General features: G+C 58.9%; 24 protein-coding genes and 1 tRNA gene. 11 read left to right on the plus strand and 14 right to left on the minus strand.

The genetic code is table 11. The features are described from left to right. Positions 1 to 43 precede the first annotated feature (43 nt). The 5 genes from SPBM01_RS04650 to dusB all read right to left on the minus strand — a co-directional run bounded on the left by SPBM01_RS04650 (position 44) and on the right by dusB (position 7,380). Entirely contained in the window at positions 44 to 1,414 is a 1,371-nt protein-coding gene (locus SPBM01_RS04650) for a sigma-54-dependent transcriptional regulator (RefSeq protein WP_188064222.1), read from the minus strand. Continuing rightward, positions 1,404 to 3,659, minus strand: a complete 2,256-nt coding sequence (locus tag SPBM01_RS04655; protein WP_188064223.1) for an ATP-binding protein — start codon at positions 3,657 to 3,659, stop codon at positions 1,404 to 1,406. The genes SPBM01_RS04650 and SPBM01_RS04655 overlap by 11 nt, the downstream gene beginning before the upstream one ends. Positions 3,660 to 3,782: 123 nt before the next feature. Continuing rightward, the gene (ntrC, locus tag SPBM01_RS04660; protein WP_188064224.1) at positions 3,783 to 5,228 is read right to left on the minus strand and encodes a nitrogen regulation protein NR(I); all 1,446 of its coding nucleotides are present in this window, start codon (positions 5,226 to 5,228) and stop codon (positions 3,783 to 3,785) included. Next, the gene (locus SPBM01_RS04665) at positions 5,228 to 6,361 is read right to left on the minus strand and encodes a two-component system sensor histidine kinase NtrB (RefSeq protein WP_262504326.1); all 1,134 of its coding nucleotides are present in this window, start codon (positions 6,359 to 6,361) and stop codon (positions 5,228 to 5,230) included. The genes ntrC and SPBM01_RS04665 overlap by 1 nt, the downstream gene beginning before the upstream one ends. Further along, positions 6,358 to 7,380: a tRNA dihydrouridine synthase DusB gene (dusB, locus tag SPBM01_RS04670; RefSeq protein ID WP_188064225.1), complete on the minus strand. Its 1,023-nt coding sequence runs from the start codon at positions 7,378 to 7,380 to the stop codon at positions 6,358 to 6,360. The genes SPBM01_RS04665 and dusB overlap by 4 nt, the downstream gene beginning before the upstream one ends. A 98-nt stretch (positions 7,381 to 7,478) precedes the next feature. On the opposite strand from dusB, the gene SPBM01_RS04675 reads away from it, so the two are divergent. Beyond that, positions 7,479 to 8,657, plus strand: a complete 1,179-nt coding sequence (locus SPBM01_RS04675; RefSeq protein WP_188064226.1) for a bifunctional 2-C-methyl-D-erythritol 4-phosphate cytidylyltransferase/2-C-methyl-D-erythritol 2,4-cyclodiphosphate synthase — start codon at positions 7,479 to 7,481, stop codon at positions 8,655 to 8,657. Positions 8,658 to 8,661: 4 nt separating this feature from the next. Further along, a complete protein-coding gene (locus SPBM01_RS04680; protein WP_188064227.1) occupies positions 8,662 to 9,180 on the plus strand; it encodes a CinA family protein in 519 nt (172 codons plus the stop codon). On the opposite strand, the gene SPBM01_RS04685 is transcribed toward SPBM01_RS04680, so the two are convergent. Together SPBM01_RS04685 and lipA are read right to left on the minus strand one after the other, a co-directional pair. Continuing rightward, positions 9,126 to 9,602, minus strand: coding sequence for a type II toxin-antitoxin system RatA family toxin (locus SPBM01_RS04685; RefSeq protein WP_188064228.1), 477 nt, complete (start codon positions 9,600 to 9,602; stop codon positions 9,126 to 9,128). The genes SPBM01_RS04680 and SPBM01_RS04685 overlap by 55 nt on opposite strands. Before the next feature lie 7 nt (positions 9,603 to 9,609). Beyond that, a complete protein-coding gene (gene lipA, locus SPBM01_RS04690; protein ID WP_188065553.1) occupies positions 9,610 to 10,620 on the minus strand; it encodes a lipoyl synthase in 1,011 nt (336 codons plus the stop codon). Positions 10,621 to 10,627: 7 nt separating this feature from the next. Here lipA and SPBM01_RS04695 point away from each other — a divergent pair, with 7 nt between their 5' ends. Continuing rightward, the gene (locus SPBM01_RS04695; RefSeq protein WP_188064229.1) at positions 10,628 to 11,266 is read left to right on the plus strand and encodes a carbonic anhydrase; all 639 of its coding nucleotides are present in this window, start codon (positions 10,628 to 10,630) and stop codon (positions 11,264 to 11,266) included. Positions 11,267 to 11,280: 14 nt separating this feature from the next. Beyond that, a complete protein-coding gene (locus tag SPBM01_RS04700; RefSeq protein ID WP_188064230.1) occupies positions 11,281 to 12,102 on the plus strand; it encodes an NYN domain-containing protein in 822 nt (273 codons plus the stop codon). A 367-nt stretch (positions 12,103 to 12,469) separates the two neighbouring features. Here the strand turns inward: SPBM01_RS04700 and ettA are convergent, their stop codons facing one another. Further along, positions 12,470 to 14,155 carry an energy-dependent translational throttle protein EttA gene (gene ettA / locus SPBM01_RS04705; RefSeq protein ID WP_188064231.1) on the minus strand — a complete coding sequence of 562 codons (1,686 nt, stop codon included), beginning with the start codon at positions 14,153 to 14,155 and terminating at the stop codon, positions 12,470 to 12,472. A 100-nt stretch (positions 14,156 to 14,255) separates the two neighbouring features. Here ettA and SPBM01_RS04710 point away from each other — a divergent pair, with 100 nt between their 5' ends. From SPBM01_RS04710 to SPBM01_RS04730, 5 genes are all read left to right on the plus strand, one after another. Next, a complete protein-coding gene (locus SPBM01_RS04710) occupies positions 14,256 to 15,629 on the plus strand; it encodes a M28 family peptidase (protein ID WP_188064232.1) in 1,374 nt (457 codons plus the stop codon). A 155-nt stretch (positions 15,630 to 15,784) separates the two neighbouring features. Then, positions 15,785 to 15,988: a hypothetical protein gene (locus SPBM01_RS04715; protein WP_119743806.1), complete on the plus strand. Its 204-nt coding sequence runs from the start codon at positions 15,785 to 15,787 to the stop codon at positions 15,986 to 15,988. A gap of 279 nt (positions 15,989 to 16,267) precedes the next feature. Then, positions 16,268 to 16,344 (plus strand) — tRNA-Pro (locus tag SPBM01_RS04720). 452 nt (positions 16,345 to 16,796) lie between these two features. Continuing rightward, the gene (locus SPBM01_RS04725) at positions 16,797 to 16,961 is read left to right on the plus strand and encodes a hypothetical protein (protein ID WP_188064233.1); all 165 of its coding nucleotides are present in this window, start codon (positions 16,797 to 16,799) and stop codon (positions 16,959 to 16,961) included. Positions 16,962 to 17,528: 567 nt separating this feature from the next. Further along, the gene (locus SPBM01_RS04730) at positions 17,529 to 18,251 is read left to right on the plus strand and encodes a WYL domain-containing protein (RefSeq protein WP_223177784.1); all 723 of its coding nucleotides are present in this window, start codon (positions 17,529 to 17,531) and stop codon (positions 18,249 to 18,251) included. A gap of 586 nt (positions 18,252 to 18,837) precedes the next feature. Here SPBM01_RS04730 and SPBM01_RS04735 read toward each other — a convergent pair. Then, positions 18,838 to 19,413 carry a recombinase family protein gene (locus SPBM01_RS04735; RefSeq protein ID WP_188064235.1) on the minus strand — a complete coding sequence of 192 codons (576 nt, stop codon included), beginning with the start codon at positions 19,411 to 19,413 and terminating at the stop codon, positions 18,838 to 18,840. 315 nt (positions 19,414 to 19,728) lie between these two features. Between SPBM01_RS04735 and SPBM01_RS04740 the strand changes: the two genes are divergently transcribed. After that, positions 19,729 to 20,823 carry a DUF262 domain-containing protein gene (locus tag SPBM01_RS04740; protein ID WP_188064236.1) on the plus strand — a complete coding sequence of 365 codons (1,095 nt, stop codon included), beginning with the start codon at positions 19,729 to 19,731 and terminating at the stop codon, positions 20,821 to 20,823. 11 nt (positions 20,824 to 20,834) lie between these two features. Next, a complete protein-coding gene (locus SPBM01_RS04745; RefSeq protein WP_188064237.1) occupies positions 20,835 to 21,479 on the plus strand; it encodes an MAE_28990/MAE_18760 family HEPN-like nuclease in 645 nt (214 codons plus the stop codon). Here SPBM01_RS04745 and SPBM01_RS04750 read toward each other — a convergent pair whose 3' ends face one another. From SPBM01_RS04750 to SPBM01_RS04770, 5 genes are read right to left on the minus strand one after another with little or no spacing between them, the layout of a single operon-like run. Next, entirely contained in the window at positions 21,480 to 21,836 is a 357-nt protein-coding gene (locus SPBM01_RS04750) for a hypothetical protein (RefSeq protein WP_188064238.1), read from the minus strand. It abuts the gene before it with no gap. After that, positions 21,826 to 22,299, minus strand: coding sequence for a hypothetical protein (locus SPBM01_RS04755; RefSeq protein WP_188064239.1), 474 nt, complete (start codon positions 22,297 to 22,299; stop codon positions 21,826 to 21,828). Before SPBM01_RS04755 ends, SPBM01_RS04750 begins: the two co-directional genes overlap by 11 nt. Beyond that, positions 22,296 to 23,324 carry a hypothetical protein gene (locus tag SPBM01_RS04760; RefSeq protein WP_188064240.1) on the minus strand — a complete coding sequence of 343 codons (1,029 nt, stop codon included), beginning with the start codon at positions 23,322 to 23,324 and terminating at the stop codon, positions 22,296 to 22,298. The genes SPBM01_RS04755 and SPBM01_RS04760 overlap by 4 nt, the downstream gene beginning before the upstream one ends. Continuing rightward, complete coding sequence (locus tag SPBM01_RS04765) at positions 23,324 to 23,803, minus strand: DnaT-like ssDNA-binding protein (RefSeq protein WP_188064241.1); 480 nt, start codon at positions 23,801 to 23,803, stop codon at positions 23,324 to 23,326. Before SPBM01_RS04765 ends, SPBM01_RS04760 begins: the two co-directional genes overlap by 1 nt. Further along, positions 23,800 to 24,120 carry a hypothetical protein gene (locus SPBM01_RS04770; RefSeq protein ID WP_188064242.1) on the minus strand — a complete coding sequence of 107 codons (321 nt, stop codon included), beginning with the start codon at positions 24,118 to 24,120 and terminating at the stop codon, positions 23,800 to 23,802. Before SPBM01_RS04770 ends, SPBM01_RS04765 begins: the two co-directional genes overlap by 4 nt. Positions 24,121 to 24,129 lie beyond the last annotated feature (9 nt).

The raw sequence follows: 24,129 nt of genomic DNA on the forward strand, positions 1-24,129 counted from the left end.
TCCATGGCTCAGTGATGGCTGAACATGTCTTATTCCTTGCCGCCTAGTCTTTCCCGTCAGTGATGCCGAGCAGCTTGAGTTTGCGGTGCAGGGCCGATCGTTCCATGCCAATGAACGTCGCGGTGCGCGAGATATTGCCGGAAAAACGGCGGATCTGGATGCGCAGATATTCTCGCTCGAAACTCTCGCGCGCTTCCCGCAACGGCGCGCCCATGATGGCGGACTGGCCCATCCCCTCCCCGCCACCACTGCTGGTCAGTTCGGACGGTAGCATGTCGAGTTCGATCCGACCGATGCGGTCGCCCGGCGCCAGGATCATCGTGCGTTCGATGACGTTGCGCAACTGGCGGACGTTACCTGGCCATTCATTGGCCTGCAACGCGGCCATCGCGTCGCTGGCCATGTCTGGCGGTGGCACACGCCGTTCGGCGGCGAAGCGAGCAAGATAATGTTCGACCAGCGGCGGTATATCGTCGCGCCGTTCGGACAGCGGCGGGATGGCGAGCGGCACGACATTGAGGCGATAGAACAGATCTTCGCGGAAACGCCGTTCCTCAATCTCCCCCGCCAGATTGAGCGCGGTGGAGGATATGACACGCACATCGACTTTCACCTGCCGCTGGCCGCCAACGCGGGTAAAGCTCTGATCGGTCAGCACCCGCAATATCTTGCCCTGCGTAGTGACCGGCATGTCGGCCACTTCGTCGATATAAAGCGTGCCTCCATGCGCCTGCTCCAGATAGCCGGGGCGCACCAGGCCACTCTGATCCTCCAGCCCGAACAATTCTTCCTCGACCCGGTCGGGTTCCATGCGGGCGGCAGCGACGATGATGAACGGGGAATCGGCGCGCCCGCTCCAACTGTGGAGCATCCGCGCGGCGACTTCCTTGCCCACGCCGGCGGGGCCGGAAATGAGGACGCGGCTGCCGGTGGCGGCGACTTTCTTGATCGTCGCACGCACGCCATTGATGGCAGCGGACGTGCCGGTCAGTTCGTCATCCTGCCCGAAACGCGCGCGCAACACCTGATTTTCACGCCGCAGCCGCTCCGTTTCGGTCGCGCGGGATACCAGGTGGATCAGGCGATCGGCCTCGAACGGCTTTTCGATGAAGTCAGCCGCGCCTTTACGGATCGCGGCAACGGCCGTGTCGATATTGCCATGTCCCGAAATCATCAGCACCGGGATGGTCGGGTCGCGCCGCTTGATCTCATCGAGCAGTTCGAGGCCATCCAGGCGCGACCCTTGCAACCATACGTCGAGCAGAACGAGCGAAGGGCGGCGCGCGTCGACGGCGTCGATCGCGCTGTCGCTGTTGGCGGCGGTGCGGGTCGTGAACCCCTCATCCTCCAGCACACCGGCGACCAGATCGCGAATATCCTCTTCATCGTCGACTATCAGAATATCAAGAGCCATTGGCCGTCACTTTTCCTTTTGGCAGGGCGATGAATTGCCCTTCTTCCAGTTTTTCGAGCGCCGCTGCGGCGAAGCGCAACGTGACGCTTGCCCCCCCGCCCGGTGCATCGTCGAAGCGAATTTCCCCCAGATGCTCCTCGACAATCTTCTTGACGATGGCCAGGCCCAGGCCCGTCCCCTTGGTGCGCGTCGTCATATAGGGTTCCAGGATGCGATCCCGTTCGGGCGGCAGGCCGATGCCATCGTCGCGCACGTTGATGACAAGGTCGCCGCCGTCCATCGACAACGCCATGCGAACATGACCACGCGGCCCGCCTTCGTCGGATACGGGTTTGGATTCAATGGCCTCGACACCATTTTTGACGATGTTGGTAAGCGCCTGCCCCAATTGGCGGCGGTCGCACACCAGATCCAGATCGGGGTCGTCGGCATGATATTCGAACTGAATGTCGGGATGGGCGACTTCGTGCAGGAACAGGGCGTGGCGCGCGATGTCGCTGACCGCTTCGCGCCGGAACACGGGCTTTGGCATCCGCGCAAAGGAGGAAAATTCGTCCACGATGCGGCGCAAATCGCCCACCTGCCGCACGATGGTGCCGGTCAGGCGCGTGAAAGTCGGCCGGTCGCTGGTGATTTCCTCGGCATAGCGGCGCTGGAGCCGTTCGGCGGCGAGTTGGATCGGGGTCAGCGGGTTCTTGATTTCATGCGCGATGCGGCGGGCCACGTCGGACCATGCGGCGCGGCGCTGATCCGACAATTGCTGGGTAATGTCGTCGAAGGTCAGGATATGGCGCGATGCGTCATGCGACAGCTTGACCGCCAGCGTGCGCAGGTCGCCATGGGCGCGCAGTTGCACGATGCCATGATCTTCTTCCGACGCGATCAGTTCGGCCAGTTCGGGGGCGACCTGCGCCAACGGGCGACCGACCGGATCGTCGCCCTCTTCCACCAGGATCGCGGCGGCCGATCGGTTGAGCAATTGCACCACGCCCTGTCTGTCGACCGACAGCACGCCTGCACTCACGCCCGACAGGATCGCTTCGATAAAAGCGCGCCGTTCGTCCAGTTGGCTGTTTGCGCCGACCAGCGCGCCGGTCTGCGCCTCCAGCCGCTGGGTCATGCGGTTGAAGGCGGCGGCCAGCGTGCCGATTTCGTCGCGGCTCTGCGGGCTGCTGACGCGCGCCGACAGGTCACCCGCCGTGATGCGCCGCGCTGCCGTCACCAGTTCGTTGACCGGGCGCACCATCCAGTCGGCAACGGCCAGCGCGATATAGACGGCCAGCCCGACCAGCAGCAGCGATCCCACGAACAAAGCGACGTTGAACCGCAACTGGAGCGCGCGCGACTGGTTGGCGAAAGCGTCATAATCGCCGATCACCTTTTGCGCGCGTTCGACATTGCTGAACGAGGAACTGCCGGCGTTGCGGGTAACATAAAGGTAGATTTTAGAACCGGGGTAGAGCAGCGTCACCGCCTCGATCTGGTTCGCGCGCGCCTGCACCACGATATTTTCGCCATCGGTCAGCCGCTTGATGACCGCCGGGTCGAGCATGGCGGAAGCGGGACGGTTTTCGGGGTCCACGGTCGCGGCGGTGCGCGCGATGCCGTCCTTGCCCACTTCGATGATGGCCGAACGGTTCAGTTTGCGCGTGACGACCTGATAGAGATAACCCTCCGCAAAGCGCGGGCTGGAAACGGGCGATTGCGTCAGATAATCGCGCAGATCGTCCGCCATGGTGATGGTTTCGTCGCTGACCTCGCGCAGATTCTGCTCATAATAGCCGCGCGCCAGATCGCTGGCATTCTGGAGCATTCCGCGCGCGCTGTCCGATGCCCAGAATTGCACGCCATATTGGAACAGGAGCGACGCGAAGATCACGACCAACAGCATCGGCACACTGGCCGCGATCGAAAAGATCGCGACGAGGCGGACATGCAGTTGCCCGTCGCTGCCGATGGCGGATTGTGCCGCGCGTCGTTTGGCGACGCGCCGCCCCATCAGCATCAGCAGCGCGATCGCGGGAACCAGATTCGCCACCAGCAGCAACGCCACGATCGGCGGGGTCAGCAGGCTGTAGGATTGCCCGCCGCCCGACAGCAGATGCCAGGTCAGGCCCGCCACGCCAAGGAACAGCGCCAGAACGGTGATTTCGATCAGGCTGGCCAGCCGCCCTTTGCGCAGGAAGGGCGGCAACTTGCGCCGCCATGCCGATGCCCGCCGGGAAAATGTAGTCGCGCCGCTCATAGTGGCTTTGTTACAACAACCCCGTGCCTGATCAAACACAGTATTTGTAGTATGTCATGCCGCTGGTCGATGCAGCCCGTCGGTTCGTCCCATCGGTGGGTTGCGCCAAGCAACTGATATGGATCAATCGGCAACGCGCAACTGGAGCGGGTCCAGCCCGTAATCGGTCAGCTTCTTGCGCAACGTATTGCGGTTGATGCCCAGCAAACCCGCGGCGCGGATCTGGTTACCATCGACGCTGGCCAGCACTTCCTGCAACAATATCGGTTCGACCATCGCCAGCATGTCGTCATGCAGGCTGCGGTTGGGCTGGCCCAGGCCCACACCCAACTGGCGCTTGGCCCAGTCGCGAATGGCATGGGCCAGATGGTCGCCAGGTGCGGCATAGTCCGCCGGAACCGCGTCGAGCGGCAGCATGTTGCGTAATATCTCGGCGGTGATGACATTTTCACGGCTCAACACAGCCAGGCGCTGCATCATATTCTGCAATTCGCGGACATTGCCGGGCCAATGCCATGCCATCAGCAACTGGGTCGCATCGTCAGCCAGCGTCTTGCGCGGCAACCCCTCCTGCGCGGCCTTTTCCAGGAAATGGCGAGCGAGCATGATGACGTCCTCCCGCCGTTCACGCAACGGCGGCAGCGCGATCGGCACGACGTTCAGGCGGTAATAAAGATCCTGTCGGAAGCGGTTGTCGTCGATCAGCTGGGGCAGATGCTTGTTGGTCGCGGCAATGATGCGGACGTTGACGCGCACCGGCTTCGATCCGCCGACCGTAGTGACTTCGCCCGATTGCAATACGCGCAGCAGGCGGGTTTGCGCCTCCATCGGCATGTCGCCGATTTCGTCGAGAAACAAAGTGCCGCCCTGTGCCTGTTCGAATTTCCCCGCCGTGCGGGCATGAGCGCCAGTGAACGCGCCCTTTTCATAACCAAACAATTCTGCTTCGATCAACTCGCGCGGGATGGCCGCCATATTGATCGCGATGAACGGCTTGGTCCGTCGCTGGCCCAGACTGTGGATCGCTTCGGCCACCAGTTCCTTGCCCGTCCCCGATTCGCCCAGCACCAGAATGGACAGGTCGTTGGACAGGACACGGGCAATGGTGCGGTAGACTTCCTGCATCGCCGGCGAACGACCGACCAGTGGCAGGCCATCATGGGGCAGGCCAACGTCGCCCTGCTCCTCTCCCTCATCCTGCCGCGTGCCAAGCGCGTCGGATACCGCGCGCGTCAGTTCGTTGAGGTCGAAGGGCTTGGGCAGATATTCGAACGCGCCCTTTTCGGTCGCGCGAATGGCGGTGTTGAGCGTGTTTTGCGCCGACAGGATGATGACGCTCAGGTCCGGGCGCGCGGCAATGATGTCCGCCACCCCCTCCAACCCGTCACCGTCGGGCAGCATCACGTCGGTAATCAGCACGTCGGGCGTGAAGCTGTCCATCAGGGCGGTGCGTTCGCGGATGGACGCGGCCGTCTTGACCTTATGCCCCTGCCGCCGCAGCGCTTCGCCCACCACCACGCAGATGGCAGGATCGTCATCCACGACCAGAACGGTCCCCGTCGCAGCCATCACCCCATCCCCATCGGCAGCAGGATGCGGAAGGTGGATTCGCCTGCCTCCGCATCGCGCGAATATTGAACGAACCCGCTCATGTCGCGGACCAGCTTGTCGACCAGCGCCAGCCCCAGCCCCTGCCCGTCGCGCTTGCCGGTGATGAAAGGATTGAACAGATGGTCAAGAATATGTTCGGGAACGCCCGGCCCATTGTCGACCACCACGATCTCGATCGGCAACACCGCGCTGCCCTTGCCCCCGCCGACCATGACGGAAACGCCATGGCGAAACGCGGTTTCGACGCGGATGCGGGGCTTTTCGACACCTTCCAGCGCTTCGGCCGCGTTTTTGAGCAGGTTGATCATCACCTGCACCAGCGCATCGTCATTGATATTGGCAAATGGCAGCGATGGGTCGTAACGCTTTATGATCCGCACATTTCTGGCAAAGCCCGCCGCCGCAATGTCCGCAGCACGGTCGATCAGCGGATAAATGTTGCCAGGCGCACATTCCAGCGTCCGGTCAGTGGTAAAATCCTGCATCCGGTCGATCAGCGCGGCAATACGATCGACTTCGTTACAGATGAGCTGGGTCAGCGCAGCGTCGCGCCCGCCCTGCCCGCCTTCCAGCAATTGCGCCGCGCCGCGTATGCCCGATAGCGGGTTCTTGATCTCATGCGCCAATATTGCCGCCGCGCCCATGGCCGACCGCGCCCCGCCGGACGTGCCGCGATGGCCGATCTTGCGCGCCTGGCTTTGCGCGTGCAGCGACACCACGCGCCACCCATCATGATCGACGATGGGCGAAATCATCAGGTCCACTTCCATTTCGGCGGTGCGCCCGGCGTGAACCTTGATGTCATAGGCCGCAATCGGCTTGTTACTGTGCCAGATGTCGAAGCGCGCGCCCGCTTCTGCAATGCGGATCGTGCGCGCAATATCGCTGCCTATGATGGCGGATCGGGCCATATTGAGCAGGGTTTCGGCGCGGACATTGGCTTCGGCAATGGCATTGTCGGGCCGCACCACCAGCGTAGCGACGGGCAGCGCCGTCATCTGTTCGGCCAGCGATGGGCCATCCTGCTGCATACGCAGCCTGTCCTGCTGCATCCGCAGCGGGGCGGGAATGGACGACAAGGGGCCGTTCATGCCGCCTGGCGCGCGTCCACCGGCTCCGCTTCCGCCGCAATCAACGGTTCGTAGAAAGCCGCCAGCATATCCAGCACCTTTGCCGCGTCCGGCTCCTGATTGACGGCATGGCGGAATTCGGCCGATCCGGTCAGCCCCTTCGTATACCAGCCGATATGTTTGCGCGCCATATTGACGCCGGTATAATTGTCATAATGATCGAGCATCGCGTTGTAATGCTCTACGATCACGCGATATTGTTCCGCCAATGACGGATCGGGCAAACGCTCGCCCCGTTCCAGCCAGGCCATGACCTGACTGATCAGCCAAGGCCGACCATAAGCCCCCCGCCCGATCATCACACCATCCGCGCCGCTGTGTTCCAGCGCCATGTCGGCGTCCTCGATCGAACAGATGTCGCCATTGGCGATGACCGGCAGTTTGACCGCATCCTTGACCGACCGGATGAAGCTCCAGTCGGCGGACCCCTTATACATCTGGCACCGGGTGCGGCCATGGACAGTGATGAGTTTCGCGCCCAGATCCTCAGCGATATGGGCCAGTTCCGGCGCATTCAGGCTGCTATGGTCCCAACCCATCCGCATCTTGACCGTCACCGGGACGTCCACCGCCTCCACCGTCGCCTTGATGAGCGCAGCGGCCAGCGGCAGGTCGCGCATCAATGCGCTGCCCGCGTCGCCATTGACGACCTTCTTCACCGGGCAACCCATATTGATGTCGATGATCGCCGCGCCGCGATCCGCATTCAGCTTCGCCGCTTCGGCCATTTCGGTGGGCGAGCAACCGGCCAACTGCATCGACACGGGTTCTTCCAGCGGATGCCACGCCGCTTTTTGCAGCGACTGGCGCGTCTCACGGATCATCGCTGCCGTCGCGATCATTTCCGTCACATTGAGGCCGCAGCCATAGCGGCGCACCAGCGTGCGGAACGGCATGTCGGTCACGCCCGTCATCGGGGCCAGCACGACTGGCATATCAATGGTGATGGGACCAATGGCGATGGGCGAGAGTGTGCGCATGATAGAAGAATGAACCTGCCTAAAAAACAGGCAGTCCTTAGCGGGAAATGCCGCTTTGGGCAAGCGAAGGGGTCTGGCGGGCTTTGGGGCAAGCGGCTATGCCCCGCGCCATGACATCCAACAGGCACAGGACCATCGCCCTGCTGGTTGCCGCTGGCAGCGGTAACCGGGCGGGCGGCGACACTCCCAAACAGTTTCGCGTCATCGGCGGCAAGCCCGTGATCGTCCACGCAGTCGACGCACTGGCCGCGCATCCGGCGATCGACGCGATCGTCGTGGTGATCGGAGCGGGACAGGAAGCGCAGGTTCGCGCGCTGTTTGGCGACAGGATTCTGGTCGAGGGGGCGGAAAGTCGGCGCGGCTCGGTGCGTGCGGGGCTGGAGGCGATTGCGGCGGCGGGCGGCGCGGATCGGGTGCTGATCCACGATGCGGCGCGGCCTTTCCTGCCCGGCGCGGTGGTCGATCGGCTGCTGGATGCGCTGGACGGGGCAGAGGGTGCAATTCCCGTGCTGCCCGTGGTCGATACGCTGGTGCGCGGTGCAGCAAGCGCGATGGGCGACGGCGTGGCGCGCGACGATCTGTATCGCGTTCAGACGCCGCAGGCTTTCCGTTTCGACACGATCCTGGCCGCGCATCAGGCATGGGACGATGCCCGCGAAGCGACCGATGACGCACAGATTTTGAAAGGCCGGGGCCATGACGTCATGTTGGTTGCGGGCGATGAAGGATTGGAAAAATTGACCTATCCAGCTGATTTCGCCCGTGCCGAAGCCAAATTCGCGGCGGCACGAACCGTCCGCGTCGGCATGGGCTATGATGTCCACCGGCTCGCCCCGGACGAACAATTATGGCTGGGCGGCATACTGGTGCCGCATGATCGCGGGCTGGCGGGGCATAGCGACGCGGACGTGGCGCTCCATGCCATCGTCGATGCGCTGCTGGGCGCGCTGGCCGAAGGGGACATTGGTAGCCATTTTCCACCCTCCGACGCGCAATGGCGCGGCGCATCGTCCGACCGCTTCCTGGCCTATGCGCGGGAACGGGTGGCGGCGCGGGGCGGCTCAATCGACCATGTCGACCTGACCATCATCTGCGAAGCGCCCAAGATCGGCCCGCACCGCGACGCCATGCGCGCGCGGATCGCACAGATATTGAACATCGCCATCGACCGGGTCAGCGTGAAGGCGACCACCACCGAACGGCTGGGCTTTGCCGGGCGGCGCGAAGGGATTGCGGCGCAGGCCATTGCCACCCTCTCCCTTCCCGCGCTATCCTGACGCCATGCCAGACAGCATCCTCCCCCCCATCCTCGTCGACCTTGCCGAACGAGTCATCATCGCCAATCGCCGTGCGGGTCGCACCGTGGCGGTGGCGGAAAGCTGCACCGGCGGACTGGTGTCGGCCGCGCTCACGGAAATCGCCGGATCATCGGACGTGTTCGAAGCCGGTTTCATCACCTATTCCAACGATATGAAGGCACAGCTTCTCAAAGTATCTCAGGATGTGCTGGACACGTTCGGAGCCGTATCGATTGCCACGGCATGGGCCATGGCGCAGGGCGCGCTCAAGCAAAGCCATGCTCATGTCGCCGTCGCCATCACCGGCATTGCGGGTCCGGGCGGCGGGTCGGAACAAAAGCCGGTCGGCACAGTCGTATTCGCCCGCGCCGAACGGGGCGCAGGCGCGGACAAGGTCGTTGCCGACATGCGGCATTTTGAAAATAATGGCCGTGGCGGCGTGCGGCTTCAGGCCGCGTTATGCGCGCTCGAACTGTTGCTGCCCGACTCGCCCGGCGCGTAAAGCTGCGCCGCGCGGGTTTCGAACGCGCCGATCATCTTGCGCAGCGCCTTGTCGAACATCTGTCCGGCCAGCATTTCGAACAGCCGGTTCTTGAATTCGAACTCCACCTCGAAATCGACCAGCACCCCGCCCTTCCCATCGTCGCGGAAGCGCCATTCATTGTGCAGATGCTTTAACGGCCCGTCGAGATAGTCGACCCGGACATGATCCGGGCGATGCTTGTGGACGCGCGACGTGAAGCTTTCCTTGATCCCCTTGAACCCCACGATCATGTCGGCGACCATTTCACTGTCGTCATCCGACCGCACACGAATGGCGCTGATCCAGGGGAGAAATTCGGGATAGGCCTCTACATTGGACACCAGATCGAACATCTGGGTCGGGGTGTAGGGCAGGTCGCGGGTTTCGCTATGCTTGGGCATCGCGCGTTCAGGCCTTTGCCGCAGTCCTGGCCAGCTTGGCCTCTCGCGCCGCGCGCATCTGCGCGAAATCCTCACCCGCATGATAGCTGGAGCGGGTCAGCGGCGATGACGCGACTTGCAGAAAGCCCTTGGCCCGCGCGATCCCGGCATAGGCGTTGAACGCCGCCGGAGTGACGAAATCGATCACCTTGGTATGTTTGGGCGTGGGTTGCAGATATTGGCCCATCGTCAGAAAATCGATATCGGCCGACCGCATGTCGTCCATCACCTGATGCACTTCCAGCCGTTCCTCGCCCAGCCCCAGCATGATGCCGGATTTGGTGAAGATGGACGGGTCCAGCCGCTTGACTGATTCCAGCAACCGCAGCGACGCATAATAGCGCGCACCGGGGCGGATCGTCGGGTAAAGGCGCGGCACCGTTTCCAGATTATGATTATACACGTCGGGCCGGGCCGCGACGATCATCTCGACCGCGCGCTCATGCTTGTTGCGGAAGTCCGGCGTCAGGATTTCGATCGTCGTATGGGGCGTCGTGCGGCGCAGCGCTTCGATCACCTTGACGAATTGCGACGCGCCGCCATCGGGCAGGTCATCGCGGTCGACCGAGGTGATGACGATATGTTCAAGGCCCATTTCCGCCGCCGCATCGGCTAGATTCTGCGGTTCGTTGACATCGACCTTGCGCGGCATCCCCGTCTTGACGTTGCAAAAGGCGCAGGCGCGGGTGCAGACATCGCCCAAAATCATCACCGTGGCGTGCTTCTTGGTCCAACATTCGCCAATATTCGGGCAGGCCGCTTCCTCGCAGACCGTATTCAGCCCCTTTTCCCGCATCAGCTTGCGCGTCTCATGATAGGCGGGGCTGGTCGGTGCCTTGACGCGGATCCAGTCGGGCTTGCGCGCACGTTCCGGCTTGGCTTCGGGCTGGCCGGGGACGGCAATGGGCGTAATGTCGTTCATGCGCCCCAGATAGCGATGCCGGGCCACTCTTGCCAGTGCAGAGTTTGTGCGGCACATCCCCTTCATGACAGATTTTACCGACATGCTGACAGGCTATCACCGCTTCCGCGAAACCGGCTGGGCGCAACAGCGCGGGCGATGGGACGAACTGGCCGAAGGGCAAAGCCCGCGCGTCATGGTCATTGCCTGTTCCGACAGCCGTGTCGACCCGACCCAAATCTTCGACACCAGCCCCGGCGAGATTTTCGTCGTGCGCAATGTCGCGGCGCTGGTGCCGCCGTTCGAAACTGCGCCGGGCCATCATGGCGTTTCGGCCGCGCTGGAATTTGCCGTTCAGGTGCTGAAAGTCGGCGAGATCGTCGTCATGGGTCATGGAAAATGCGGGGGTTGCAAGGCAGCGCTCAGTCATGACCTGAAAGATGCGCCGCCGGGCGAAGGCGGCTTCATCCATAACTGGATCCAGTTGCTCGACGGTGCGCGCGACACGGTGATCGCCGCGCATGGTGACGACCGCAGCCGCGATGTCGAACGCGCGATGGAGCAGGAAGCGGTCAAGGTCAGCCTCGCCAATCTGCGCACCTTCCCCTGTGTCCGGTCCAAGGAACGTAAGGGCGAATTGAAGCTGGTCGGCGCTTTCTTCGCGATTTCCGACGGGCAATTGCACGTCATGGACGAACAAAGCGGCGTATTTTCGCCCGCCTGAAAGGACCGAACGATATGGCGTCCACACGCGATGGCAGCGGCAATATCGCCCTGCTGATAGACGCCGACAATGCGTCCGCTGCCCATTTCGATCCGGTCATGACCGTGCTGGCGGAGCTTGGCACGGTCAATATCCGCCGCGCCTATGGCAATTGGAGCAAGGCGACGCTCAAGACCTGGGCGGCCCTGTCCGTCGCGCAAGCGATCGAACCGCAGCAGCAGTTCGACCTGACCAAGGGCAAGAACGCCACCGACATGAAGATGACGATCGATGCCATGGACCTGATGGCCAGCGGCCGCGTCGATGGATTCGGCCTGATGTCGAGCGACAGCGATTTCACCCCGCTGGTCACCCGTATCCGCCAGCAGGGCATCCCCGTCTATGGCTTCGGATCGGCCAACACACCCGAAGGCTTCCGCCGCGCCTGCAGCCGTTTCATCAACGTAGCGGCGCTGAAAGCCGCCGACATGCCCGTGGCGACCAAGGCACCGGCAAAAACCGCGCCCGCCGCCAGCACCGCCCCGGCCAAAGCGGCAGCGCCACAGGCCGTCAAGCCTGCCGCGCCCCAACCCGCGCCCACTCCTGCCGCGCCAACCCCAGCCAAGGCCGTCGATCCCGAAGTCGTCCGCCTGCTGATCGACGCCTATGACGAAGCCAAGCGCGATGAGCGCGGTTTCGTGGCGCTGGGTCCGGTGGGGCAGCGCGTGGGCAACCGCTCCAGCTTCGACGTGCGCAACTATGGTTATAAACGCCTGTCGGATCTGGTCGCGGCCATCCCAAACTTCATCAGCGAAGTGCGCGAAGGCGGCCAGACCTGGATCAAACGGGTCAAGTGAGGCGGCGGTGGGACGAAGCCTGATCATTCCCCTCCCGCTTGCGGGAGGGGCAGCGAGACTTGTGCGCAAAGCGCATTAGTCGCAGCGGGGTGGGCTGTCGCAACGTCATGCCCACCCACTGATCCCCTCCCGTAAACGGCAGGGGGAACATATCCGAAAATGGTCGGTCAACGACGAATCGCCCCTTCATTTATCCTCATCTCTCAAGACCAAAAAAAGGGCCGGTCCATAAAGAACCAGCCCGCAAAGTTTTAGGAGAGGATGCCTGAAAGGCGCATTCTCTATGCAATGATAGCGGTATCACCGCAAATGCGAAAAGCGGAGGAGCAGTTGCAATTTTTGCAACCGGTCCACCGTTTCCTAAAAATCACCGCGTCAGCTTCTTGTACGACAGCGCGGTAGGCCGATCGGCCGCATCGCCCAGGCGGCGGCGCTTATCTTCTTCATAGGCTTCGAAATTGCCTTCGAACCATTCGACATGGCTGTTGCCTTCGAATGCCAATATATGGGTGGCCAGTCGATCGAGGAAGAAGCGATCATGGCTGATGACCACGGCGCAACCCGCGAAGTTTTCGATCGCTTCTTCCAGCGCGCCCAGCGTTTCGACGTCCAGATCGTTGGTCGGTTCATCGAGCAGCAGTACATTGCCGCCCTTTTTCAGCATCTTGGCGATGTGGACGCGATTGCGTTCACCGCCCGACAGCTTGCCGACATTCTTCTGCTGGTCCTGCCCCTTGAAATTGAAGGCGCCGACATAGGCCCGCGTGGACATGTCATGGCCGTTGACCTTCACATAATCGAGGCCGTCGGACACTTCTTCCCAGACATTCTTCGACCCGTCGAGATGGTCGCGGCTCTGATCGACAAAGCCCAGACGCACCGTCGAACCAATGTCGATCTCGCCCGAATCGGCCGTCTCCTGACCCGTAATCAGCTTGAACAGCGTGGATTTACCCGCCCCGTTCGGCCCAATCACGCCGACGATGCCACCGGGCGGCAGCAGGAAGGACAGATCCTCGAACAACAGCTTGTCGCCAAACGCTTTGCTGATGTTCTTGAACTCGATCACCTTGCCGCCCAGACGCTCTGGCACCTGAATGACGATCTGCGCCTTGCCGGGCGAACGGTTGTTCTGACCCGCGACCAGTTCCTCGAACTTCTTGATGCGCGCCTTGGACTTGGTCTGGCGACCCTTGGTCCCCTGACGGATCCATTCCAGCTCGTCGTTGATCGCCTTCTGGCGGCCCGTGGCCTCCCGATCTTCCTGTTCCAGACGCTTGGACTTCTTCTCCAGATAGGTGGAGTAATTGCCTTCATAGGGGAAATATTTCCCCCGATCGAGTTCCAGGATCCAGCCCACGACATTGTCGAGGAAATAGCGGTCATGGGTGATCATCAGCACCGCGCCCGCATATTCCTTCAGATGATTTTCCAGCCAGGTGACGCTTTCGGCATCCAGATGGTTGGTCGGTTCGTCGAGCAGCAATATGTCCGGCTTCTGGATCAGCAGGCGGGTCAGCGCGATACGGCGCTTTTCACCGCCCGACAGGCTTTCGACCGACCAGTCCGACGGCGGGCAGCGCAGCGCTTCCATCGCCAGTTCCAGCTGGCTGTCGAGCGACCAGCCATCGACCGCGTCGATCTGCTCCTGCAACGTCCCCATTTCTTCCATCAGCGCGTCGAAATCGACGTCCTCTGGCGGGTCGCCCATGATGTTGCTGATTTCGTTGAAGCGGTCCATCTTGTCCGCAATATCGCGCGCGCCGTCCTTGACGTTTTCCAACACGCTCTTGTTGGGGTCAAGCTGGGGTTCCTGCGGCAGATAGCCGACCGTGATATTCTCGCCCGGCCATGCTTCACCGGAAAAATCGGTGTCGATTCCGGCCATGATCTTGATCAGGGTCGATTTACCCGCACCGTTGGGACCAACGATGCCGATCTTGGACCCGCGATAAAATTGCAGGTTGATGTTGCTCAACACCGGCTTGGCCGCGCCGGGGAAGGTCTTTGTCATGCTTTTCATGACATAGGCATATTGCGAGGCGGCGGACATGTTCGGGCAGCTCCAACGGTCAGGACAAGGGGATTTTGCGCGGAGTTAGCGGAGGCGGGGCGCATTGGCAAATGGGTGATGGCCCGCTACGCTGCAACCCATGCAGAAAATCCGATCAGGCCCGCTTGCCGCCCTCCTCCTTGGCAGCATTTTCACCCCCACATTTGCAATGGCCGCCCCAGCGGACAGCATGGCGATTCGCGATGCGGCGCTGGCCGATATGGTCGCGTGGGACTTTACCGAAGGTCTGACTACCGAAGTCGGCCCGCGCCCCGCCGGCACGCAGCAGGAAGCGCGCGCGCGCGACTGGGCCGTGGCGAAGCTCAAAGCGCTGGGCTTCTCCAACGTGCACGCGGAACCCTATACCATGCCGGTCTGGGTGCGCGGGCGTGATGAAGCGAAGATTCTGTCCCCCTACCCGCAAAATCTGGTTCTGGCCGCGCTGGGCAATAGCGGATCGACATCGGACAAGGGGCTGGAGGGCGAAGTCGTCTATTTCCCGACCATAGCCGATCTGGAAGCTGCGCCCGCCGCCAGCGTGAAAGGCAAGATCGCCTTCGTCAGCCACGGCATGGAAGCGACGCAGGACGGCTCCTCTTATGGCTATTTCGGCGCGGCACGTCGGCAGGGACCAAGCATCGCATCGAAAAAGGGCGCGATAGCCATCCTGATTCGATCCATCGGCACCGATCATCATCGCGTGCCGCATACCGGCGTGCAGATGTGGGCGCCGGGCGTGACGCCTATCCCGGCAGCGGCGCTCAGCGTGCCGGATGCCGAACAGCTTGTCCGCATGATTGGGCGGGGGCAGCCGGTTAAGCTGCACCTGACCTTGACGTCGAAGATGCTCAAGGACCAGCCTTCGGGCAATGTCTTCGCCGAAATCCCCGGCAGCGATCCTGCGGCTGGCATAGTCGTGGCGGCCTGCCATCTCGACAGTTGGGATCAGGGGACCGGCGCGATCGACGATGCTACAGGATGCGGCATCGCTGCGGCTTCCGCGTTGCAGGTGGCCAAGAGCGGTACCCCCCGCCGCACCATTCGCGTGCTGATGGCAGGCGCGGAAGAAGTCGGCGGCGACGGCGCGCGCGCCTATTTCAAGGCGCATGGGGCGGAAAAGCACGCTCTGGCGATCGAATCGGATTTCGGCGCGGATCGGGTTTGGCGCGTGGATTTCAAACTGCCGCAGGGGCATGAAGCATTGGCAAAGCAGATCGCCGCCGGGCTTGCGCCGCTGGGCGTGGGGGCCAGCGGACAGGAAGCGGGCGGCGGCGCGGACATCGCTCCACTGGTGAAGGCAGGCGTCCCTGTCATCGACCTGCAACAGGATGGCACGCGCTATTTCGACCTGCACCACACGCCCGACGATACGCTGGACAAGGTCGATCCGGTGCAGTTGCGTCAGAATGTCGCGGCTTGGGCCGTCACGTTAAACCTTGTCGCCAACGCTTCAGAAACATTGGGCATTAACTGAACTTTTATAGTAGACAACGCCTTGTCGCGTGATTCCTTCGTTTCACCGGCGCAGAAAAGCATTGATTTGTGCATCGCACACGTTAATGCGGGTCGCTCGCGTAGGGTCACACTTAAAGTGCCTGACGCGGCAAAATGCTATGGGAGCCGTACACAATGAAGAAGATCGCTGCTGTTTTCGCTTCGGCCAGCCTGATGGCCCTCGCCGCTTGCGGTGAGAAGCCGGCCAACGAAACCGCGAACGCTTCGAACGCCGTCGTGGAAAACGTTGTTGAGAACGCCGTGAACGCTGCTGAAAATGCAACGAACGCTGCTGACAACGCTGCGAACGCTGCGAACAACGCCGCGAACGCAATGTAATCTTCGCATTAGCGAGATTTCCGAAGGGCGGGCCGCTATGTGGCCCGCCCTTTTTGTTTGTGCGCGACCCATGCGAATCCCGCCTCTCTACGCCGCGCGGAACATCCCCGCGTCTCCATCCGTTCGCAAATCATCGAACAATGGAGTGACGATCATGGGCAAAGGCATCTTATTATGGCTGATCGGCGTACCGATTCCGATCATTCTGCTATTATGGCTGTTCTTTCACTGATCGGTGATTGACGCGACGCGCGGTTCCCCGCTAAAGCCGCCCCTCGTCGGGGAGTAGCGCAGTCTGGTAGCGCGCCTGCTTTGGGAGCAGGATGTCGCAGGTTCGAATCCTGTCTCCCCGACCATTTTCAATTTATCGTTATATTTCAGTAACTTGCGCCGATTTTGGCGTCGGAAATTGACAGCAAAATTGACAGCTCAAACGACAGTCGCTGCATATCCATTGCTAGAACGGCAAAGGCGGCGCGCTCGATTCGACCAATTCAGGAAATGACATCGTCATTTCCGCTGTAATCCACTCCCCTAACGCCAACGCGGCAGCGTCGCGGGTCTCACTATCGGCTAGATGCACGAGTAACTGGCGCGGGGCGCACTGCACCCAACCAGCGATGGCGTTAGCCAGGTCAGCATCTTGAACAGGCGGTGGGGAAAGTTCGTGTCTCATGGTGGAATGAGAACATATCAAGAACGCGATTGCAAGGGCGTGTGTCACTGAGCGCGCGCATTTTGTTATGGACACCACAATAGGCCACGCTCTTATAGGGCTTCCACGCCGATACCCGGCGGGGAGCAAGCCATGACATACGAACGTCCTGTTACCGATGCCCTTGAAGCCTGGGCGATGTTTCTTCTGCACGCCGGATGGGATCGCGCGGCAGACGAATTGTTCTACAAGATCGAACAGTCGGAGGCCGCAGCGGCCTCCGACTGTTCAGAATGGGCGGCAGCCTTCTCTGCCTAGTCGCTAGGGTCAAAAGGCAGCGAGTAAGGCTCATCGGGGCGCTGCCAGTTGCTTGTGTTCTCTAGCAGCGCAATCCGCGCCAAGGCGCGGTAAACCATAGGACGGAGTGAGCCGGGCGCATAACCATGCGCCCGCTCGTTTTCGCTAAGCCATCGCGCGATCTTGGTAGGTGTCGCCTTTCCTAGCCCAAACTGCCTTTCAAGCAAAGTTCTAGCCGCCCACACGTCGCCCAGGAACGCTGCAACCCGTTCCAAACTGCCAGCTTTGAAATGGTCACTCTGTCGCCAAAGATGGGGCGCGATGCAGCGTGCGCGCTCATCAGCAGCGTCGAGAACTTTCCGCACGAACTCCGGCGGTAGCTCCACAGGGCACGCCTTGGCACGGACGCGGGCCGCTTGCTTGGTCAGATGCCACCGTAGGCTCTGCACTTCACGATTAGGACCACCAGACCCCAATACCTGTTGCTATGCAGGTCACATCGGTGATCTATTTACCGCTATCCACATTGGTGACTATACAAGATGTCAGTATCACACCCTGCATATCGTCTGGAGAAATGAATTGACGTTGGATCAAGTATTTTCAGCGCAGGCATTTCCAATTTTAGCCGCCCTTTCTGCCACACATGGCGTGCGGTCGTTCGCTGTTGAGAGAGATGGCTTTGACATTGATTTAGATTCAAAAATACTTTTTGAGATTCATCAAATCATGGGCAACACAGCATTCCCAAAATCAAAGACGATGGAGGTAAATTATCGCGATTACGATGGGCAAATAAATAGACGAGAAATTGACATAAAATGTGCATATAAGTTTAATAAGTCATTTTACATTGATGCAGAATGCTGGTTGCGTGGTGGAATTAGGTCATTCAAATTAGATAATATTTCAACATTCAAACTAGAAGATAAAATGTTTATTGACGATATCAAATTATCTAAAGATATAGATGATTCTGATTTTTTTATACATCCGAAAAAATGGGGTCAATTTAGAAAATCTGCTATGTTCTTGCGTCAGCATACTATAAAAAGGTCAGCTAGCAAACAGGATACATTTGAAATAGTTGCACGGTTCATTTGGAATTGTTTGAGTGCTGGCTACTGGAGTGATTTTGCGACACCTCAGCAAGCTGTAGGAGCCGCCCTTTTAGCTGAAACATTTATCGCAGAGACGGTGCCAGACTGGGACATCACTGAAGCAGAACTGATGATCGGTAAAGCACCAAAGTCGGTATTTTTCGGAGCATTGGCATCAATCAGCGAATTTCGTAATGCGCATGAACAGTAACATATGATCACACGCAACAAAAAAGAAAATACTGGGTTAGTCGCTAAATTAACCTTCGATTTCATATATTTTCGTAATCAAGAGCGCGATCTGTTTCCGAAGTGACGGGGGCGAGGCTCGTGCTTGACATGAAATTGAGGTCGCACACCTTGACAATCACCGATAAAATTTTGGCGTTGAATATCTAAATATATGATTTGATTTCAAATGCGCCACCCAACATCATGGGCATCATCAAGCACGAACACGCGCGCCACGCATTCCGATGGAATGCGTGGACATGCCGTTTGGCAAACCGTCATTAATTAGTTGGGCGGCGGTCACCGCGCGCCGACGCACCATACTGGCGATGCTGAGCATTCATTGCGCGCGCGCGCTAACCAGCCGCCCACCCCGCGCAGTTTTTGCCATCTACAGGTATGAACGTGCGCCAATGGCCATACCAGCCGACGCTGCAAGCGGCCAAGCCTTCCCGCACGTGGATTAAGCCGCTTATGTCGATCGCTTCAAACGAACTTGATCGAACAACTTGAAAAATATTTTTAATTCAAACATTTGCTGATCGTTACCCCCCCTAGGGGGGGGGCTACCCCGCGCAGTAGCGGGCCACCGTCGCACGGCTAATACCGAATTGCGCCATCGTCTGAGAAATGCTCGCCGCGTTCTCCTTACGCCATGCGGCCACCTGGGCAGCATCACCGGCCTTGGGCCTGCCTAGCCCCTCCTTACCCCGGTGTGTGCGCCCTGTAGCCTGTAGCGCCACCTTGGCAGCTTCTCGCCCAGCATCGCACCGTTCCTTGATTCTAGAGCGTTCCATGTCTGCAATCTGGGCAAGGACCGCGACAATCAACTCGCCAACGCCGCGACCGATTGCCCCTAGCCCACGAACATCCAGCGTCACGCCCATATCCAGCAACCGGCGCACTGTTGCCTGAACGTCCAGGGCATCGCGGCCCAGGCGATCTAGTGCAGCCACATAAAGGGTATCGCCTTCACGCACATATGACAGCAGTTTCCCGAAGCCTGGGCGATCTGCCGCCATCGTGGCACCGCTTATGCCTTCGTCCGCAAACTCTTTATCAAAGCCATCACCAAGCACTTGCCGCTGGGCTTCGATGCTCTGCCCACCAGTGCTAACACGATAATATGCGATGCGGTTCAAGGGATGCCTCCGAGTCTCAAAAGATACCCTTTACTATCGAGCCTGTATCATTAGTCAATATGGTATCTTTTGAGGCGCTATCTTGCTGGTTTTTGGGCTGTCCAAAACCTACAACTTTTGAGGCGGAAAGGCTGCGATACTCTTATTATTGGCAACATCGCTTAGATTATTCACGGTATGAAAAAGTTGCACGGCAGGGCAATCGTTATGGAGCAGCCGCGGCTGGTTCGTAGGGTTGTTCTCCGCCGGGATTCAATCGCTTGCTTCACGCTTCGCACATGGTAGCAACGTCCATTGAATAGAGCGGGAGGTCGTATGGCGCTGGAAGATGAAGTAAAGGCGGCTCGAACGGAGATAGTGTCAGACGGATACGATATGTCGATCGGTGAAGTGATGAACCTTTATCGAGATAACGAGCTAAAGATTGATCCAGCTTTTCAACGGCTTTTCCGGTGGGATGAAACCCGGAAGACACGCTTCATAGAATCTCTGCTGTTAGGAATCCCAATCCCGCCTATTTTCGTATTCCAGGATGAAAAAGGTGTGTGGGAGCTTATCGATGGTTTGCAACGCCTTTCTACAGTCTTTCAATTCACCGGGATTTTGAAAGGCGACGCGAATGGCCTCACGCTTGAAGGAACACAATTTTTGCCAAGTCTGTCCGGCAAGCGTTGGGAGGATTCAGATAGGGGCATTGGAGATGGCATCGGATCGTTGCAGCAGTTACAGATTAAACGTGCGCGAGTTCGCGTAGAAATCCTAAAAATGGAAAGTGATGCAAAGGCCAAGTATGAGCTATTTCAGCGGCTCAATACAGGTGGCGCAGGCCTTACTGAACAGGAAGTTAGGAATTGTATTGCCGTTATGGTAAACAAGCAACTTTTTGATCTTCTTATTCGATTATCGAACAACTTTGATTTTGTCACGACTACTGCGCAAACCGAAACCGCTATTGAAGCACAGGCAGGAGTTGAGTTGGCTCTTCGCTTTCTTGCCTTTCGCAATGTTGCATACGAGCGTGGACTCGATGTGCACGAATATCTGACCAATGCGCTTTTGACGATGGCCTCTGATGAAGGCTTTGACGAGATCGTCGAAGAAAGCGATTTCACTAAGACGTTTGATTATTTGAATGCTGCTCTGGGAGATAGCGCATTCCGCCGCTGGGATGGAAACAGCTTCAAAGGGAAATTTCTCATTTCGGTTTTCGAAGTTCTAGCTTTTGGCGTGTCGAAAAATATCGTCGCGCTTGATGCGATGGATGCGGCGGAGCGCAAATCATTTCTAGTAAGCAAAGCGAAGGAACTTTGGAACAATGAAACCTTCAAGGCAAACTCAGGTGGAGGAACCCGCGGCACCACACGCCTAGTAAATCTTTTGCCGATGGCTGAAGAGTTCTTGAAGCCCTAAGCGAGCTAGATATGGCAAAAATACGCTCATTAGACCAACTACAAGATACTCTAGATGGCGAACTTGGGTGGCGGATTAAGGAAGTCCTAAATCTCAAGATGAGTATTTCTGGCACAAAATCTTTAGCTCAATCCACTCTCATCAGAGCTGGAATTGCCCTTTTATACGCGCATTGGGAAGGTTTTATTAAAAGTGCCTCTCTTTCATATGCAGAATATGTTTCAACTCGTGGACTAAAATTTGAAGATTTGAAGCCATGTTTTATTGTTCTCGGCCTCAGAGGAAGACTAGAACTACTAGCTGTTAATAGAAAAAATGCGCCTTCGGTAGAGGCTTTACACTTCGTTCAATCAAAGCTAAGTGAAAATGCAATATTTAATCTTTCGAATGCAATAAACACAGAATCAAATTTAAGTTCATCTGTTTTTGAAAACATATCTGGATCGATAGGAATTGATACAAGCGGATATTCTTCATATTATAATTTGATCGATGAAAGCTTGTTAAAAAGAAGAAACAAGGTAGCTCATGGAGAATATCTTGATATTAACGCAATTGAATGGAAAGATCTAGCGGACACAATTATACAACTTATGAGATCATATAAAACTGACATTCAGAATGCTGCCACACTCGGCTCTTTTAAAGCACCGTAGTCAGATTTTATTCGCCTCAATCAGCGCAGCGCCAAAATCATCCATGCCGATATGGTCTCGTTTGGTCACGTCGCGGCTTTTCTTCGCCATGCCCAGCTTGACCAATTGCTGCCCCAGCATCGCTACGTTCCGGCGGTAGTTCTCTTGGTCGATCCCCTGCCCTGCCAACAGGCTTTCGGTGTCGCGCTCGCATAGCATAGCGAAGGTAGCAGCGGCATAGAGCAACGCGCGTTCGCTGGCTGTCGGGCCGCGACCAAGCTGAATGATGAGATCACCGGCTATCGCTTTGAACCGGCGTGCTTCCAGGGTGCGGCCATCGACCTTGCGACCACCAACCATCAAGGCGTCATCGGTCATTGGCTGGTTTTCCCATGGTCTTGATTGCCGATTGGACCCGCGCCTGCATTACATGAGAAGCCCTGCCGTCCAGGGCGTTGCGAACGGACGTTGCTGAAACACCGGCATGTGCGGCGATGCGAGCAATGGTAATATCTTTGCGGCGCTTGCTGTTAGATTGGCTGTCGATTGCCTGACGGCGTGGCATACGAACGCCGGTCTGAATATGTGCCAGGGCCGCGCTCCTGACAGCATTGGGGTCAAGATCGGCCCAATCGCATATCGCTTGGAAATCAGCATCGGCTTCAACAAACCAGCGCAGGGCGCTTTCGCGGCATTTTTCGCGCCCGCCCGACGTCCGTTCGTTGACAGCGCCATTTCCCATGGCTTCGCTGATTGCGTTGATAATGATCGCCATGGCTAGGCGCTTTTCCGGCTGTTCATATCCCTTGGTTTCATCGGCGGCGCGAATATGGTTTGTCATGATTTGGCCAGCACCGCTTTGCATCGGCAACCATATTCAAGTGGTGGCGTGAAATGGTCGCCCAATGGAGTTACAAATGGCTGATCGAGCGGGACGCCTTTCGGATTCATCGCTGGCACCTGGGCATGAGTATGGCGCACGCGCTCATCACCGGCGGTTTTCCAATAGCGGCGCTGATCGGCAGCCAATGCCCCTGCACGTTGGGCGATGCGCCAGCCTGCCAGCTTGGCGGTTTCAATTAGAGTGTGGATGACTTCGCCCGCAACGGCACGCGCACGGTAGGCGCGCAATTCCTTGGCATGATCGTCAAGGATGGTTTCAGCCTGGGCCATGGTCAGCTTAGGATTGTTCAGCGCCTTTTTGAGCATCTGGCGCTGGGCGGCGGAAACATGGCCGCGAGTAGCAGCGAGTAGCCGGCGCGTGTCGATATTGCGGACCACCATGATCGGGACACGCACCCCGTTTGGACCGACGCGGGCGGGAATGACCTTTTGCGGAGCTGCCAGATATTGGTGCAGCGTCATGCGCATAGTTTCCAGCATGGCGGCTTGTTTCACCGTCAAGCCGATGGACCGCCGGAGTTGCAAAGCTCGCGAATAGGGTTTGCCAGGCCCGTAGATGGCGGTTTCAATGGCAGCCGCGAATGCCAGCGCGCTATCGGCATTGAAACGTGCCAATAGGCGCTGGGCTGCGACGTTGGGAGGAGTAAGCCCAGCATCGCGTGGATTGATCGAATGACCGACCTGGGCAGTGGCGTGGGCGGCGGCGGCTGCAACCAAGCCGACAAGCATAAACAGAAGGTCAGCGTTGCCTTCTGCGATAGTGGGCAACAGATTGTCGTCTGCTAGGTCCAGCGTCATCACGAGTTGCGCACGGATATGATCGGCGTCGATATCGTCAAGGATTGCCGCGATTAGGTCAGCATTGATTTCATCGAACGCGGCGGAATGAACGCGGCTGAGCAAAGCGGCAAGATCGCGTTCATACGAGAGGGCCAAGGCTTCTATGTGGTCCGGCGCGGCCATTAGAATTGCACCTCCGCATTGTGGGCGGACGGCATGTAGAGATATGGCTCAATCTGGCGGCGAACGTGCTTTGGCAATTCGTCCGGCGTGCTGGCGTAATACATGACCATAGAGTCACCCAGCATACGCTGCATGATTGCGGGGCCGCCGCCTGGGCCGCCGGAAGCGAGAAGGTGGATAGCGAGGTCAACGGTCGCCCCGACAACAGACGGAACGATGTCGACAGCCAGGGGATAGCCCAGCACTGCGCGCGATGGAACGCGCGGCCATGCCAACGGCTGAGTGGGTGCAAGCTTGCGGCCCTGCCAACGCATGTTGTCGAGGATTGCAGTTGCCGTGATGATCGCCTTCGCGCGGGTGGCGTCGTTTGCAGCGTGCCAAGGCGCAGCGAACAATCGGGAAGTCGCAACCTCATTGGCCTGGGCAAGCGTGGTGTAACTATTGGTTCCGACGATCAACGCCGGTGCGGTGTCGGTCATGACAGATAGACTTTCGTGATGGTGTCGGCGCCAGTGCTGCGATGCTCAACCCGGACGGCTTTCAGGGTTTCGCCGTTGGGAAGCGTGAAGGTATCGCCAACACCGGCGGCACGGGGATGATTGAGAAGCCATATTGTTGCGGCCGCATCGCTGGCTTTTTCGCGGGATGCGGGGCCGACAATGCGGCCGGGAGAGTATGTGACGCGGGCAGCATGGATCGTGCTGCCCGCTTTGGTTTCGGTGCCTGTGATGTTGCGCGCCGGGGGCAGCCAATGCTCCACAGTATCAGTCATCAAAGATCGAACATCGGACAGCATACGGAAAAC

It is taken from the genome of Sphingobium sp. KCTC 72723, from assembly GCF_014280435.1.
Classification (GTDB): Bacteria; Pseudomonadota; Alphaproteobacteria; order Sphingomonadales; family Sphingomonadaceae; genus Sphingobium.

What these genes read in the sequence shown, in the direction of transcription:
- SPBM01_RS04750 (WP_188064238.1), bottom strand. Translation starts at nt 21,836, where the DNA reads ATGACCGATGACGCCTTGATGGTTGGTGGTCGCAAGGTCGATGGCCGC.
- SPBM01_RS04650 (WP_188064222.1), bottom strand. Translation starts at nt 1,414, where the DNA reads ATGGCTCTTGATATTCTGATAGTCGACGATGAAGAGGATATTCGCGAT.
- SPBM01_RS04710 (WP_188064232.1), top strand. Translation starts at nt 14,256, where the DNA reads ATGCAGAAAATCCGATCAGGCCCGCTTGCCGCCCTCCTCCTTGGCAGC.
- SPBM01_RS04755 (WP_188064239.1), bottom strand. Translation starts at nt 22,299, where the DNA reads ATGACAAACCATATTCGCGCCGCCGATGAAACCAAGGGATATGAACAG.
- SPBM01_RS04700 (WP_188064230.1), top strand. Translation starts at nt 11,281, where the DNA reads ATGGCGTCCACACGCGATGGCAGCGGCAATATCGCCCTGCTGATAGAC.
- SPBM01_RS04680 (WP_188064227.1), top strand. Translation starts at nt 8,662, where the DNA reads ATGCCAGACAGCATCCTCCCCCCCATCCTCGTCGACCTTGCCGAACGA.
- SPBM01_RS04675 (WP_188064226.1), top strand. Translation starts at nt 7,479, where the DNA reads ATGCCCCGCGCCATGACATCCAACAGGCACAGGACCATCGCCCTGCTG.
- dusB (WP_188064225.1), bottom strand. Translation starts at nt 7,380, where the DNA reads ATGCGCACACTCTCGCCCATCGCCATTGGTCCCATCACCATTGATATG.
- ettA (WP_188064231.1), bottom strand. Translation starts at nt 14,155, where the DNA reads ATGTCCGCCGCCTCGCAATATGCCTATGTCATGAAAAGCATGACAAAG.
- SPBM01_RS04725 (WP_188064233.1), top strand. Translation starts at nt 16,797, where the DNA reads ATGACATACGAACGTCCTGTTACCGATGCCCTTGAAGCCTGGGCGATG.
- SPBM01_RS04695 (WP_188064229.1), top strand. Translation starts at nt 10,628, where the DNA reads ATGACAGATTTTACCGACATGCTGACAGGCTATCACCGCTTCCGCGAA.
- SPBM01_RS04765 (WP_188064241.1), bottom strand. Translation starts at nt 23,803, where the DNA reads ATGACCGACACCGCACCGGCGTTGATCGTCGGAACCAATAGTTACACC.
- SPBM01_RS04745 (WP_188064237.1), top strand. Translation starts at nt 20,835, where the DNA reads ATGGCAAAAATACGCTCATTAGACCAACTACAAGATACTCTAGATGGC.
- SPBM01_RS04715 (WP_119743806.1), top strand. Translation starts at nt 15,785, where the DNA reads ATGAAGAAGATCGCTGCTGTTTTCGCTTCGGCCAGCCTGATGGCCCTC.
- SPBM01_RS04655 (WP_188064223.1), bottom strand. Translation starts at nt 3,659, where the DNA reads ATGAGCGGCGCGACTACATTTTCCCGGCGGGCATCGGCATGGCGGCGC.
- SPBM01_RS04770 (WP_188064242.1), bottom strand. Translation starts at nt 24,120, where the DNA reads ATGCTGTCCGATGTTCGATCTTTGATGACTGATACTGTGGAGCATTGG.
- SPBM01_RS04760 (WP_188064240.1), bottom strand. Translation starts at nt 23,324, where the DNA reads ATGGCCGCGCCGGACCACATAGAAGCCTTGGCCCTCTCGTATGAACGC.
- SPBM01_RS04685 (WP_188064228.1), bottom strand. Translation starts at nt 9,602, where the DNA reads ATGCCCAAGCATAGCGAAACCCGCGACCTGCCCTACACCCCGACCCAG.
- ntrC (WP_188064224.1), bottom strand. Translation starts at nt 5,228, where the DNA reads ATGGCTGCGACGGGGACCGTTCTGGTCGTGGATGACGATCCTGCCATC.
- lipA (WP_188065553.1), bottom strand. Translation starts at nt 10,620, where the DNA reads ATGTGCCGCACAAACTCTGCACTGGCAAGAGTGGCCCGGCATCGCTAT.
- SPBM01_RS04665 (WP_262504326.1), bottom strand. Translation starts at nt 6,361, where the DNA reads ATGAACGGCCCCTTGTCGTCCATTCCCGCCCCGCTGCGGATGCAGCAG.
- SPBM01_RS04740 (WP_188064236.1), top strand. Translation starts at nt 19,729, where the DNA reads ATGGCGCTGGAAGATGAAGTAAAGGCGGCTCGAACGGAGATAGTGTCA.